Source organism: Micromonospora sp. CA-269861 (assembly GCF_050948505.1).
Taxonomy (GTDB): domain Bacteria; phylum Actinomycetota; class Actinomycetes; order Mycobacteriales; family Micromonosporaceae; genus Micromonospora.
In genome coordinates this window covers 4,993,331-5,007,054 of sequence record NZ_CP192014.1, presented here as the reverse complement: position 1 = coordinate 5,007,054, position 13,724 = coordinate 4,993,331, and the positions used below count along the sequence as shown (strand labels likewise).

Genomic DNA, 13,724 nt, shown 5'->3' with positions numbered 1-13,724 from the left:
CCGCTCGACCCGCCCCGCCGGCTATTGCAGGTAGCGCTCCACCTCGGGCTTGGGGCGTTCGCCCTGGGCGTCCGGGTCGCCGTGGGTCTCCCGGGCGGCCCGTCGGCGGCGCAGCAGGTCCCAGCACTGGTCGAGGGACTCCTCCAGGGCGCGCAGTCGCTCGCTGGCCTCGCCCTCGGTGCCCGACTCGTGGGCCTGGGCGTCGGCACGCAGCTTGTGTTCCTCGTCGACCAGCTCGGATATCCGGTTCAGGATGGTCTTGTCGTCCATGCCACAGAGCCTGGCACAGGGTGCCGTGCGTCGCCCGGATTCGGGGGTACCGGTGCGTCAGGGGTCACCGACCCGCACCGGCTGGCCCGAGGTTGCCCGGCCGGTGCGGATGCCGCGGTCGCGTTGGCGGCAGGTGGCCGTTGCGCCCGTCGCGCTCGTTTGTCAGCCTGCCCGGCGCGGTGTCGCGCCTGACTATCCATTCAGGATTCGCTCGACACGGGACATCGATGTGCGTGCGTACGCTTAGATGGAAATTGCGCCGTCCGCAAGTCTGGAGGTGCCCCTCGTTTGGTGAGATGCTTCCGTCGGCCCAGAAGGTGAAAGTTTCATCAACCTGCCCGACCGAAGTGGACCGCTGCGGTCGCCGGGACGACGAGGAGACGTGGTTCGATGTCGCAGGTGTCCGAGGCGCGCCCCGCCACCGTCAGCACCGAACCCCGGACAATCCCGTTACGGCGCGTACTGCCCGCACTGGTCCGCGACCCGCTGGGCGCGCTCGTCGACTTCGCGCAGGCCGCCGACGGCGAGGTCATTCGGCTCAACCTCGGCTCGTTCCGCCCCTATCTGGTCAGCCATCCTGAGCACCTGCAACGCGTCCTGCGCGACAACGTTGCCAACTACACCCGGGACGGCGACGGGTTGCTCTGGCGACCCGTGCGTCGAATCGTCGGTGACGCCATCCTGGTCGCCGAGGGTGAGATCTGGGAGTCCAGCCGAGGCGCGCTGCAACCGTTGTTCACCGCCAAGCGCGCCGAGACGCTCGTCGACAGGATGGCCGAGGCGATCAACGAGGCGGTCGACGAGTGGCTCGAACCGGCCCTCGCCGGTCGCCCGATCGACGGTGGCGCCGAGCTGACCCGGATCGTCCTGCGCACCACCATGCGGGTGCTCTTCGCCGACCGGATCTCGGTCCCCGATGCCCTGCGGATCAGCGCCGCGCTGGACACCGTCACCACCGCGATGCTGCCCCGACTGCTGATGCCCGCCGTGCCGTACGCGGTGCCGATGCCCGGCGACCGGCCTTTCCGCGAGGCGGTGCGCACCATCGACGAGGTGGTGCTGCCGATCATCCGGGAGGCCCGGGCCCACCCCACCGACGGCGACGACATCATCTCCACGCTCTGCCGGCCGCGCGCCGATGGCAGCGAACCCGACGAGTACGCGATCCGCGGCGACGTGGTCGCGATGTTCTCCACCGCCACCGAGACCACCATCGCCCTGCTCTCCTGGCTCTGGCCGGTCCTGGCGTCCCGACCCGACGTGGCCGAGCGGATGACCGACGAGATCGAACGGGTGGTCGGCGCCGAACGGGTCGGCCGCGAGCACCTGCCCCAACTGCGGTACGGCCGGATGGTGCTCGACGAGATGCTGCGGCTCTACCCGGCGGGCTGGATGATCCCGCGCACCGCGGTCGGCGACGACGTGCTGGGCGGGGTGCGGATCAAGGCCGGCGGCACCGTGCTGGTCAGCCCGTACGTCACCCAGCGGATGTCGACGTTCTGGACCGACCCGGCGCTCTTCGACCCGGAGCGGTTCGCGCCGGAGCTGCCCCGGCGGCGCTACCGCTACTCCTACTTCCCATTCGGCGGAGGCCCCCACCAGTGCCTCGGGCAGTACCTGTTCCTGCTGGAGGCCCAGCTCATCGTCAGCACCGTGCTGAGCCGCTACCGCTTCCGGCTACGCGAACCGGTCGACCTCACCCCTCGGATGGGCGCCTCGCTGCAACCCAAGCAGCGGGCCGAGGTCATCCTCACCCCGGTCGAGCGTCCGGTCGCATCGTGACGGAGACCCCGCGACCGGCGCGGGCCGGTCAGGACGCGGTCGCCGAGCAGGGCCGGGTGTGCGCGCTCGCCGTACGCGGCGTACGCGACCTCCAGGATGTCACCGCCGCTCACCCGGAGCTGTTCGACGCCGCGCCGTTCGACCCGGCACTGCTCAGCTCGGTGGCCACCGCCATCGCATTCACCGCGCCGTGGCACACAGCCGCGGAACTGCGGATCACCACCCGTACCCTGCTCTGGGTCTTCGCCGCCGACTGGCAGGTCGACTACCTCGCGCGGTCCGTCGACGACGTCCGGGAGGTGGTGACCGACTGCCTCGCGGTGGCCGACGGCGCGGCGCCGCCACCGGGGCGACACCTGGCCCGACTGCTGGCCGACCTGCGCGACGAGCTGAGCGCGGTGCCGGCGTTCGTCCGGCTGCGGCCGATCTGGCGCGACGAACTGGCCCGGATGTTGGCCGCCGTGGCGCGGGAGTGGGACTGGAAGCACCTGCCGACCGACCCGACCACCGGGCGGCGCCTGCCGGACCTGGACCGCTACCTGGACAACGCGGACAACCTCGCCTGCTCCTTCGTCAACGTCACCCACTGGATCGCGACCGGCGACGAGAGGACCCTCGCCCAGCTGACCGACCTGCTGGACGCCGGTCGTGGTGTGCAGCGCGTACTGCGGCTGGTCAACGACCTGGCCACCCACGGTCGGGACGCCGAATGGGGTGACCTGAACGCCCTTTCGCTTGTCGACGACCCGGCGCAGGTGCACGACCGGCTGGCCGAGCTGACCGCCCGGTCCCGGGGGGACCTGGCCGCCCTCGCCGAGCGGTGCCCCCGCCAGGCGGACTACCTCAACCGGCAGATCTCCTTCACCGGGGGCTTCTACCAACTGTCGGACTTCTGGGGCGCGCGGTGAGTAACTGCGCCACCACCCGGGTGTACGCCGACGCGGTCACCGCCGCCGACCCGGTCGCCGCCACCGCCCACGAGTTGGTCGCCGGCCTCGGTCTGCGGCCGTGGGGGCAGGTCGCCGCGTCGGTGTACGAGACCGGGCGGCTGGTCGCCGTCGCACCCTGGCTGACCGGTCACCACCGGCGGATCGCGTTCCTGCTGCGCAGTCAGCGCCCGGACGGGGCGTGGGGCCCACCCGAGGGGTACGCCCTGGTGCCGACGCTGAGCGCAACCGACGCGTTGCTCGCGGCACTCGCCGACGGCAGGGCCGGGACGAAACTGCTCGCCCCGGTGGCCCGGGGGCTCGGGGCGCTCGTCGGCACGCTGCTCCCCACCGACGCGCGGACCCTGCCGGACACCCCCGCGCTGGACCTCATCGTTCCGGCGCTGGTCGACACCATCAACGACCGGCTCGCCCGGCTGGAGCCCGCCACCGCCGCCCGACTGCCCCGCCCGCCGTTGCCGCTGCCCGGCGGGCTGAACCGGGACCGGCTGCGCGCGGTGCGGTCCGCGGTGGCCGCGGGAGCGACGCTGCCACCGAAGCTGGCCCACTTCTACGAGATCCTGGACGCGGTACCCGCCGACGCCGGCCCCACGCTCACCGCGGTCGGCGCCTCACCCGCCGCGACCGCGGCCTGGCTGACCGTGGCCGGCCCGGCCGCCGGCCCCTCCGCACACGCCTTCCTGCGGGTGCTGATCCGCGACGGAGGCGGCCCGGTGCCCTGCCCGGCACCGATCACCGTCTTCGAGCGGGCCTGGGTGCTGAGCGGCCTGTCCCGCGCCGGGTTCACGATCGACCCGCCGGCCGCCGTGCTGGAGAGCCTGACGGCTGCCACCGCCGGCCAGGGCATCGCCACCGGCGACGGCCTCCCGACCGACGCCGACACCACATCGGTGTCCCTCGGCGCGTTGGCCCGGCTCGGCCGTCCGGCGGACCCGGCCAGCCTGTGGGCGTACGAGACGGCTGACGGTTTCTGCACCTGGCCGGGGGAGGACGGCTTCTCGGTCACCACAAATGCCCACGTGCTGGACGCCTTCGGTCAGCACCTGAGCCGGCACCCGGACGCGGATGCCCGCTATCACCGGGCCGTCGACCGGCTGAGCACGGTGCTCACCGGGCGTCAGCGCGCGGACGGCGCGTGGCAGGACCGGTGGCACGCCTCGCCGTACTACGCGACCGCCTGCTGCGTGCTGGCGCTTGCCGAGTTCGGGAGGGGCGCGGCGGCTGCCGAGGCGGTGGATCGGGCGGCCGGCTGGGTGCTGAACAGCCAGCGCGCGGACGGCTCGTGGGGGCGGTGGAACGGCACCGCCGAGGAGACCGCGTACGCCCTCCAGGTGCTGTTGACGGTGCCGACGACGGTGCCGCGGGTCGACGACGCCGTGGCCCGCGGGCACGCCTACCTGCACGAATCCGCCGCCCGGGAGCACCCTCCACTGTGGTACGGCAAGGAGCTGTACTGTCCGACAGTCATCGTTCGCGCCTCGGTGCTCGCCGCCTGCCGGCTGGCCGGCATACGTGCCTCGAGCGTGGACCGATCGGTGGTGGATTGCGGTTACCAGTCAACAAAAACAGCGACTTGAGGGGTTGTGTGGACACTGCTAGCGTACGCAGAGCCTCAGCCCCGGATGCCCCGCTGTGGTGGGACGTCGCCCCCTCTGATCATTCGTTGATGAGCTGAGTCAACGCCCAGCCTGGGACGGTTCAATGCGTTCTCGCGGTACGAGTATCCGCACCAAGGTTGTCGCCCTGCTGCTCTCCCTGGTCGCGCTCTGGATGTTCGCGGCGTGGGTGACCCTGCGTGACGGCTTCAACCTGCTCGGTGTCCAGCTGCTCAACAGCAAGGTCTACGCGCCGAGCGAGCCACTGTTGCAGGAGCTCCAGGTGGAGCGGCGGTTGACCCAGGCGTACCTGAGCAACCCCGAGGCCGCGCAGCGGACGGCGCTCGAGGCCGAGCAGCGCAAGACCAAGGAGTTGGCCGCCGCCTTCGCCGACTCGGTGGGCAACTGGCAGGTCGACATCGCCGGCAGCTCCGCGCTCGACACCCAGCTCGGTCAGACGATCGCCCAGGTCAACACGTTGGAGCAGACCCGCGCGGAGGTGCTGGACCGCAAGATCGACCGGATTGCCGCCGCCGAGGCGTACACCGACGCGATCGAGTCGATCTTCCAGATCTACGACGTGACGGGCAGCCTGGACGACAAGCAGATCGCCGGCGAGGCGGCAGCCCTGATCCAGCTCAACCGGATGAAGGAGCTGATCTCCCAGGAGGACGCGCTGCTCAGCGGCCTCTTCGGCAACGGTCGGATGAGCGGCGCCGAGTACGCCCGCTACGTCGCGCTGGTCGGCTCGGAGCGGTTCGTCGGTGAGGAGACCCGGGTTCGGCTCGCCGACGCCGACCAGCGCCGTTACCAGCAGCTCGTCGAGGGTGAGGCGTTCACCCGGCTGCGCGCCGTGCAGGACAGCATCATCCGCGAGGGCCGGCCGTCGACTCAGCTACCGGTCGGCGCCGAGCAGTGGCGCGGCACCGTGGAACCCGCGCTGGCCGCAGTCAACGACGTCGTGCTCTCCGGTGGTGAGGGCATCGTCGACCGGGCCACCGGCGTCGCCGTGATGGTTGTCGTCCGGCTGGTGCTCGCCACCGGTCTGGGCCTGCTCGCCGTCATCGCCTCCGTCGTCGTCTCCATCACCACCGCACGGAACCTGCTGCGCCAGCTGGAGCGTCTGCGTGAGGCCGCCTGGCAGCTCGCCGACGAGCGGCTGCCCCGGGTGGTGGAGCGGCTCGGGCGCGGCGAGGAGGTCGACGTGGCCACCGAGGCGCCCCCGCTGGAGTTCGGCACCGACGAGATCGGCCAGGTCGGCAAGGCGTTCAACGCCGTTCAGGAGACCGCCCTACGGACCGCCGTCGAGCAGGCCGACCTGCGCCGCAACGTTCGCGAGGTCTTCCTGAGCCTGGCCCGACGCACGCAGGCGCTCGTTCACCGTCAGCTCACCCTGCTCGACGCGATGGAGCGCCGCGAACACGACGCGGAGGAGCTGGAGGACCTGTTCCGGGTCGACCACCTGGCCACCCGGATGCGGCGCAACGCGGAGAACCTGATCGTGCTCTCCGGTTCCACCCCCGGTCGGGCCTGGCGGCGCAACGTCCCGATGGTCGACGTGGTGCGCGGCGCCGTGGCCGAGGTGGAGGACTACACCCGGGTCAACGTGCTGCCGCTCGGGCCGGTCTCGCTCGGCGGCCGCGCGGTCGGCGACATCATCCACCTGCTCGCCGAGCTGATCGAGAACGGCCTGTCGTTCTCGCCGCCACACACGACTGTCGAGGTCCGCGGCCAGTTGGTCTCGAACGGGTTCGCCATCGAGATCGAGGACCGGGGCCTCGGCATGAGCGAGGAGGACCTGGCCGCCGCGAACCACCGGATCGTCGACCAGTCCGAGCTGAACCTCGCCAACGCGGCCCGCCTCGGGCTCTACGTGGTGAGCCGGCTGACCGAACGGCACGGCGTGCGGGTACGGCTCAAGGAGTCCGCGTACGGCGGCACCACGGCTGTCGTGCTGATCCCGCTGGAGCTGGTCACCGAGGCCGACGCCTCCCCGGAGGACTCGGGCTCGTTCCGGGCCGGTACGGCGATCCCGCTGCCGTCGGCGCCCGCCACCGACGCCGGCCGTCAGGCGTCCCTCGCACCTGTCGCGCTCGCCGCACCGACGACCACCACGCCGGACGTGGCGGTGACGTCGGCGGTGCCGATGTCGGCCGACACCAGCACCCCGACGACTGGCGAGGAGGCCGAGTCGGACACCGTTCTCCCCACCCGACAGCGGACCACCCCGGCAACCGGCACACCCGACCTGCCCACCCGCGCCCGGCGCGGCCAGGGCCAGCCGGCCCTGGAAGCCCCGACCGTGCCCACCGGCCTGCCCGCCGTCGACCGCACCCGCCCGGACGGTCCCGACGGAGAGCCGGTCGCGGCCAGCGACGGAGGTCCGATGCCCGCCCGCGCCGAGGCGGAGCGGACCGACTCCGGCCTGCCCGTCCGGGTCCGACAGGCGAACATCGTTCCCGAGTTGCGAGACGACCCGGCGGTGTCCGAGACCGACGACGAGGATGTGGTGCGCCCACCGGAGCAGGTGCGCCGGATGATGAGCTCCTATCAGACCGGCACTCGGCGTGGTCGCACCGACGCGGCTCGGCTGCTCGGCGGCGCCTCCGGCGCCCCGGCGGCGACGCCGTCCGAGCCGACCGACGAGGATCCACAAGCGACCTGACCGAGCACCGATGACGCGGGTTCCCACGCGGTGTGACGGTCAAGCCCCAGACGAACACGGCGCACAGCCGGGCGAGAAGAGGACGACGAAGTGACCCAGAAGACGGCTTCGAGCGCCGACCTGACGTGGTTGCTGGATGACCTGGTGGGCCGGGTGAAGCAGGCCGAACACGCGGTCGCGCTCTCCACCGACGGCCTCTTGATGGCCTCCTCCCAGGGGTTGAGCCGGGACGACGGCGAGCACCTCGCGGCGATGGCGGCCGGCATCCAGAGCCTCGCGCGAGGCGCCGGCAAGCGTTTCGGTGGTGGGCAGGTGCAGCAGACCATCATCGAGATGCAGTCGTCGTTCCTGTTCGTCACGGCGGCCGGCCGCAACGCCTGCCTGGCGGTGCTGGCCAGCGAGGACGCCGACGTCGGCCTGATCGCCTACGAGATGGCGATGCTGGTCACCCGCGTCGGCAAGTACGTCGCATCGCCGTCGCGCGGCACTGATCAGCAGGTCGGCGAGAGGTAGCGGCGATGACGGTCCAGGGGGAGTCCGCAGACCATCAGTGGGTGGACGACCATGCGGGTCCGGTGGTGCGCCCGTACGCGGTGACGCGCGGTCGGGCCCGCCCGGTCACCGGCACATTCGATCTGATCTCCCTGGTCACGGCGACCCGAGCCGAGGTCACGCCCGAGGTCGGTCTCGGTCCCGAGCATTTGGCGATCGTCGGGCTGTGCCAGCGCATACAGTCCGTCGCCGAGATCGCCGCCCATCTCGACCTGCCGGTGGGCACCATCCGGGTGCTTCTCGGTGATCTGGCAGCCCGCAGCCTGGTGCAGGTCCGCGAGCCGCAGACCACGGCCGGTCTTCCCGACAACAGCATCTTCGAGGCGGTAATCAATGGACTACGGGCACTCTGACCGGCCGGCGGGAGCGACGCCACTGCCCACCGCGATCAAGATCCTGGTCGCGGGCGGCTTCGGCGTGGGCAAGACGACCATGGTTGGCGCGGTCAGCGAAACCCGGCCGTTGCGCACCGAGGAGGTCCTGACGGAGTCGGGGGTCGGCATCGACGACCTGTCCGGGGTGGAGGGCAAGACCACCACCACCGTGGCCATGGACTTCGGCCGGATCACCATCAGCGACGACCTGGTGCTGTACCTGTTCGGTACGCCGGGGCAGGACCGGTTCTGGTTCGTCTGGGACGAGCTGGCGTTGGGCGCGATCGGCGCGGTGGTGCTGGCCGACACCCGCCGGCTCGCCGACTGTTTCCCCTCGATCGACTACTTCGAGGGTCGGGGCACGCCCTTCGTGGTGGCGGTGAACTGCTTCCAGGGCGCTCGGTCGTACCGGCTCGACGAGGTGCAGGCCGCACTGAACCTGGACCCGGGTGTGCCGGTGCTGCTCTGCGACGCCCGGCAGCGGGAGTCCAGCAAGGAGGTGCTCGTGACGCTCATGGAGCACGCCATGAAGACCCGCGAGGCCCGCCGCCGCGCCGCCAGCGGAGACTGACAGAAGTTTCTCGGGGGAGGGTGTCCGGAACGCCCCCGGCTGATCGTCATGCTGGTGAAACCCCGAGAAACCAGGGAGCGATCAGATGAAGTACATGATGTTCGTGTGCAGCGACACCGAGCCGGACACCGACCCCACCGAGCTTCCCGACATCCACAAGTGGGTGGCGGAAAACGACTCTCGTGGCCGCCGACTGACCGGCAACGTGTTCGCGTCGACAAGCGCAGCCACCACCGTCCGTGTTCGTGACGGTGAGCTGCTCGTCTCCGAGGGGCCGTTCGCGGAGACCGCCGAGGTGATCGTGGGCTTCGACCTGCTCGACTGCGCCGACCTCGACGAGGCGATCGAGGTGGCCCGTACCCACCCGATGGCCCGGGAAGGGCGACTGGAGTTGCGCCCGTTCGCTGACCTGCCGGACTGACGGACTTGGCCACATCGCAGCGCCGGCCGATGCCCACCCAGGCACCGGCCGGCGCGGTGGCGGCGGAGGCTGTCGCGGCCGCCAGCGTCGAGGCGTACCCCCGGATCGTCGCGACCCTGATCCGGGTGACCGGGGACTGGGCGTTGGCCGAGGACTGCGCCCAGGAGTCGTTGACCGTCGCCCTGGAGCGCTGGCCCGCCGACGGTGTGCCGGCAAACCCCGGCGGCTGGCTGATGACGGTGGCCCGCAACCGGGCGATCGACGTGCTGCGCCGGGCCACGGTCGAGCGGCGCAAGTTGCACGACCTGGCGTTGCTCACGCCGGACGAGGCACAGCCGGAGCCCGAGGTGGGGCAGGACATGGTGGACGACAGGCTGCGACTCATCTTCACCTGCTGCCACCCGGCGCTCGCGATCGAGGCCCGGGTGGCGCTGACGCTGCGCACGGTCTGCGGCGTGCCGACCGCCGACATCGCCCGCCTTCTGCTGGTCAGCGAGTCGACGATGACCCGCCGGCTGACCCGGGCCCGCACCCGCATCGCGCAGGCCGGTATCCCGTACCGGGTGCCGAGCGGGCCGGCGCTGACCGAGCGGCTGCCCGGCGTCCTCGCCGTGCTGTACCTGCTGTTCACCAGGGGCTACGTCGTCGACGGCGAGCCGGCCTTCGCCGACGAGGCGGTTCGGCTGGCCCGGCTGCTCGACCGGCTGATGCCCGAGCAGTCCGAGGTCGCGGCGCTGCTGGCGTTGTTTCTGTTCCAGCACTCCCGTCGGGACGCCCGCCGCGACGCGGCCGGCACCCTGCTCACCCTGGAGCGGCAGGACCGCGCACGGTGGGACAGTGTCGCCATCGCCGAGGGCCTGGCCGCCCTCGATCGGGTACGCCACGACGGGCCGTACGCGTGGCAGGCCCGGATCGCCGCCTGCCACGCCACCGCCGCCTCGGCCCACGACACCGACTGGCCGGCGATCGCGCGGGCCTACGACGCGCTGGCCGACATCCGCCCGTCGCCGGTGATCGCGCTCAACCGGGCGGTCGCGCACGGCTACGCGTACGGGCCGGCCGCCGGGTTGGTCCTGCTCGCCGAGGCGCGTGCCGGAGGCGGTCTGGACGGCTACCCGCTCACCGTCGCGGTGGAGGCAGACATGGTGGCCCGGCAGGGGGAGCGACGTCGGGCCGCCGGACTGTTCCGGGAGGCGGCGGCGATGGTGGGCTCAACCGTGGAGCGCCGCGCGCTGCTCGACCGGGCCGACGAACTCGCCCCGTAGGGGCTCGCGTCGGCTCTGTGCGTCTGGTGGTCCGACCGTGCCGAAGACGCCGGTGGGGATCGGAGAGGGTCAACGAAGTGAATCTTGGACACTTTCCGTCTTCAGCTAACGGAAACTGTCCAAGATCTCAGCTTCGGAAGGTGGCCGCACCGGGAACCTCTCAAGGTTCAGCCGCGCTTGGCCGAGGCCAGGAATCGGGACCAGGCCGCTCTGTTCAATGATGCGCGACAGGCCAAGACGTTAGCCCCGCACGAGGAGCGACCCGGGGAACGACGCAGGCTCCTTCCCGCCGAGGGCGGGAAGGAGCCTGGTGACGTCGGTACGTCAGTTGGCGATCATGCGGCGCAGCACGTACTGCAGGATGCCGCCGTGCCGGTAGTAGTCCGCCTCACCGGGGGTGTCGATCCGCACCACGGCGTCGAACTCGACGCCGGTGTCGGTGCTGACCAGCACGGTCTGCGGGGTCTCACCGTCGTTGAGGGCGGTCACCCCGGTGATGGTGAACGTCTCGGTGCCGGTCAGGCCGAGCGACTCGGCGGTGACGTCCACCGGGAACTGCAGCGGCAGCACGCCCATGCCGATGAGGTTGGAGCGGTGGATCCGCTCGTACGACTCGGCGATGACCGCCCGGACGCCCAGCAGCATGGTGCCCTTGGCCGCCCAGTCCCGCGACGAGCCCGAGCCGTACTCCTTGCCGGCCAGCACGACCAGCGGGATGCCGGCCTCCTGGTAGGCGACGGAGGCGTCGTAGATCGAGGTCTGCTCGCCGGTGAGGTGGTTGACGGTGAAGCCGCCCTCCACCCCGGGCACCAGCTGGTTGCGCAGCCGGATGTTGGCGAAGGTGCCCCGGATCATCACCTCGTGGTTACCCCGGCGGGAACCGTACGAGTTGAACTCGTGGCGCGGCACGCCGTGCTCGGCGAGGTACGTGCCGGCGGGGGAGTCCGCCTTGATCGCGCCGGCCGGCGAGATGTGGTCGGTGGTCACCGAGTCACCGAGCTTGGCCAGCACCCGGGCCGCGGAGATGTCGACGACCGGGCTCGGCTCCTGCTGCATGCCCTCGAAGTACGGGGGCTTGCGCACGTAGGTGGAGTCGCTCTCCCAGGCGAAGGTGTCGCCGGTCGGGGTCGGCAGCGACTGCCACCGCTCGTCGCCGGCGAAGACATCGGCGTACGCGGCGCTGAAGCCGGTGGCGCCGATCGCCTGGGCGATGACGTCCTGGATCTCGGCGCTGTTCGGCCAGATCTCCCGCAGGTAGACCGGGTTGCCCTCGGAGTCCTCACCGATCGGCTCGTTGGCCAGGTCGATGTCCATCGTGCCGGCCAGGGCGTAGGCGACCACCAGCGGCGGCGACGCCAGGTAGTTCATCTTGACGTCCGGGTTGATCCGGCCCTCGAAGTTCCGGTTGCCGGAGAGCACCGAGACCACCGACAGGTCGTGCTCGTTGACCGCGGCGGACACCTCCTCGGGCAGCGGGCCCGAGTTGCCGATGCACGTGGTGCAGCCGTAGCCGACCAGGTTGAAACCGAGCTTGTCCAGGTACGGCGTGAGGCCGGCCCGCTCGTAGTAGTCCATGACGACCTTCGAGCCCGGCGCCAGGGTGGTCTTCACCCACGGCTTGCGGGTCAGGCCCTTCTCCACGGCGTTGCGGGCCAGCAGCGCGGCACCGATCATCACCTGCGGGTTGGACGTGTTGGTGCAGGAGGTGATCGCGGCGATCACCACGGCACCGTGGTCCAGCTCGTACTCGACGCCGTCGGCTCCGGTGACCCGGACCGGGTGGCTGGCCCGGCCACCCGCGCCGACCGCCGCGGTCTCCAGGTCACGCGGCTCGTCGGCCGGGTCGCTGAACTCGTTGGCCGGCGGGTCGCTGGCCGGGAAGGACTCGGCGCTGGCCTCGTCGGCCGGGCCGTTGGCGCCGCGCGGCAGCTCCTCGCGGGGCACGCCCGGCTTGAGGTCACGCTCACCGACGGAGTCGTCGGCCACGTAGTCGGTCAACGCGGAGCGGAACAGCGTCTTCGCAGCACCCAGCGGCACCCGGTCCTGCGGGCGCTTCGGGCCGGCGAGCGACGGCTCGATGGTGCCGAGGTCCAGCTCCAGGCGCTCGGAGTACTCCGGCTCGGCCGCCGGGTCGTGCCAGAGGCCCTGCTCCTTGGCGTACGCCTCGACGAGCGCGACCTGGGCGGCGTCGCGGCCGGTCAGCTCCAGGTAGCGGATCGTCTCCGCGTCGATCGGGAAGATCGCCACGGTGGAGCCGTACTCGGGGGACATGTTGCCGATGGTGGCCCGGTTGGCCAGCGGCACGGCGCTCACGCCGGGGCCGTAGAACTCGACGAACTTGCCGACCACGCCGTGCTTGCGCAGCATCTCGGTGATGGTCAGCACCAGGTCGGTGGCGGTGGTGCCGGCCGGCATCTCGCCGGAGAGCTTGAAGCCCACCACCCGGGGGATCAGCATGCTGACCGGCTGGCCGAGCATCGCGGCCTCGGCCTCGATGCCGCCGACGCCCCAGCCCAGCACGCCCAGGCCGTTGACCATGGTGGTGTGCGAGTCGGTGCCGACCACCGTGTCCGGGTACGCCTGGCCGTTGCGCTCCATGATGGTGCGGGCCAGGTACTCGATGTTGACCTGGTGCACGATGCCGGTGCCCGGCGGGACGACCTTGAACTCGTTGAACGCGGTCTGACCCCAGCGCAGGAACTGGTAGCGCTCCTTGTTGCGCTCGTACTCCAGCTCGACGTTGCGAGCGAACGCGTCCTCGCGGCCGAACAGGTCGGCGATGACCGAGTGGTCGATGACCAGCTCGGCCGGGGCGAGGGGGTTGACCTTGCTGGCGTCGCCGCCCAGGTCGCGTACGGCCTCGCGCATGGTCGCCAGGTCGACCACGCAGGGCACGCCGGTGAAGTCCTGCATCAGGACCCGCGCCGGGGTGAACTGGATCTCCACGCTCGGGGCGGCGGTGGAGTCCCACCCGCCGAGCTGGCGGATGTGGTCGGCGGTGATGTTCGCGCCGTCCTCGGTCCGCAGCAGGTTCTCCAGCAGGATCTTCAGGCTGTACGGCAACCGGGCGTGGCCGTCCACCTTGTCGATCTTGAAAATCTCGTAGCTCGCGTCTCCGACGCGTAGCTGGGTCTTCGCACCGAAGGTGTCGAGGCTCGCCACGTCGTACTCCTTCACACCAGCGACCGTGAGTAGTCCTGAGCAGTCTGTCGCACCGGCCGGGGTGCCGCCGAGGTTAGGTGACACTTACCGTCCGATTCCGCTTCCAACAAAACCGTACGT

Annotated in this window: 11 protein-coding genes; 9 read left to right on the top strand and 2 right to left on the bottom strand. The window is 71.2% G+C overall.

The features are described from left to right. Positions 1-21 precede the first annotated feature (21 nt). Complete coding sequence (locus tag ACQP0U_RS22770) at positions 22-270, bottom strand: DUF2630 family protein (RefSeq protein WP_091403743.1); 249 nt, start codon at positions 268-270, stop codon at positions 22-24. A gap of 444 nt (positions 271-714) precedes the next feature. On the opposite strand from ACQP0U_RS22770, the gene ACQP0U_RS22765 reads away from it, so the two are divergent. The 9 genes from ACQP0U_RS22765 to ACQP0U_RS22725 all read left to right on the top strand — a co-directional run bounded on the left by ACQP0U_RS22765 (position 715) and on the right by ACQP0U_RS22725 (position 10,442). Further along, positions 715-2,052: a cytochrome P450 gene (locus tag ACQP0U_RS22765; RefSeq protein WP_433321050.1), complete on the top strand. Its 1,338-nt coding sequence runs from the start codon at positions 715-717 to the stop codon at positions 2,050-2,052. Then, positions 2,049-2,960, top strand: coding sequence for a terpene synthase family protein (locus ACQP0U_RS22760; RefSeq protein WP_433310485.1), 912 nt, complete (start codon positions 2,049-2,051; stop codon positions 2,958-2,960). Before ACQP0U_RS22765 ends, ACQP0U_RS22760 begins: the two co-directional genes overlap by 4 nt. Further along, the gene (locus ACQP0U_RS22755; RefSeq protein ID WP_433310483.1) at positions 2,957-4,576 is read left to right on the top strand and encodes a prenyltransferase; all 1,620 of its coding nucleotides are present in this window, start codon (positions 2,957-2,959) and stop codon (positions 4,574-4,576) included. The genes ACQP0U_RS22760 and ACQP0U_RS22755 overlap by 4 nt, the downstream gene beginning before the upstream one ends. 124 nt (positions 4,577-4,700) lie before the next feature. Further along, on the top strand, positions 4,701-7,259 hold the full coding sequence (locus ACQP0U_RS22750) for a nitrate- and nitrite sensing domain-containing protein (protein WP_433310480.1): 2,559 nt from the start codon (positions 4,701-4,703) through the stop codon (positions 7,257-7,259). A gap of 90 nt (positions 7,260-7,349) precedes the next feature. Beyond that, complete coding sequence (locus tag ACQP0U_RS22745; protein ID WP_091403761.1) at positions 7,350-7,772, top strand: roadblock/LC7 domain-containing protein; 423 nt, start codon at positions 7,350-7,352, stop codon at positions 7,770-7,772. Between the two features lie 5 nt (positions 7,773-7,777). Beyond that, entirely contained in the window at positions 7,778-8,164 is a 387-nt protein-coding gene (locus ACQP0U_RS22740) for a DUF742 domain-containing protein (protein WP_030337267.1), read from the top strand. Then, positions 8,145-8,756 carry a GTP-binding protein gene (locus tag ACQP0U_RS22735; protein ID WP_238671540.1) on the top strand — a complete coding sequence of 204 codons (612 nt, stop codon included), beginning with the start codon at positions 8,145-8,147 and terminating at the stop codon, positions 8,754-8,756. The genes ACQP0U_RS22740 and ACQP0U_RS22735 overlap by 20 nt, the downstream gene beginning before the upstream one ends. An 85-nt stretch (positions 8,757-8,841) precedes the next feature. Beyond that, positions 8,842-9,177: a YciI family protein gene (locus tag ACQP0U_RS22730; protein WP_433310477.1), complete on the top strand. Its 336-nt coding sequence runs from the start codon at positions 8,842-8,844 to the stop codon at positions 9,175-9,177. 29 nt (positions 9,178-9,206) lie between these two features. Further along, complete coding sequence (locus ACQP0U_RS22725) at positions 9,207-10,442, top strand: RNA polymerase sigma factor (protein WP_433310475.1); 1,236 nt, start codon at positions 9,207-9,209, stop codon at positions 10,440-10,442. A gap of 324 nt (positions 10,443-10,766) precedes the next feature. Here the strand turns inward: ACQP0U_RS22725 and ACQP0U_RS22720 are convergent, their stop codons facing one another. Beyond that, on the bottom strand, positions 10,767-13,619 hold the full coding sequence (locus ACQP0U_RS22720) for an aconitate hydratase (protein WP_433310472.1): 2,853 nt from the start codon (positions 13,617-13,619) through the stop codon (positions 10,767-10,769). Positions 13,620-13,724 lie beyond the last annotated feature (105 nt).

Excerpts from the sequence above, each read along its gene's own strand:
- ACQP0U_RS22770 (WP_091403743.1), bottom strand. The coding sequence starts at position 270 with ATGGACGACAAGACCATCCTGAACCGGATATCCGAGCTGGTCGACGAG.
- ACQP0U_RS22750 (WP_433310480.1), top strand. The coding sequence starts at position 4,701 with ATGCGTTCTCGCGGTACGAGTATCCGCACCAAGGTTGTCGCCCTGCTG.
- ACQP0U_RS22740 (WP_030337267.1), top strand. The coding sequence starts at position 7,778 with ATGACGGTCCAGGGGGAGTCCGCAGACCATCAGTGGGTGGACGACCAT.
- ACQP0U_RS22735 (WP_238671540.1), top strand. The coding sequence starts at position 8,145 with ATGGACTACGGGCACTCTGACCGGCCGGCGGGAGCGACGCCACTGCCC.
- ACQP0U_RS22730 (WP_433310477.1), top strand. The coding sequence starts at position 8,842 with ATGAAGTACATGATGTTCGTGTGCAGCGACACCGAGCCGGACACCGAC.
- ACQP0U_RS22725 (WP_433310475.1), top strand. The coding sequence starts at position 9,207 with ATGCCCACCCAGGCACCGGCCGGCGCGGTGGCGGCGGAGGCTGTCGCG.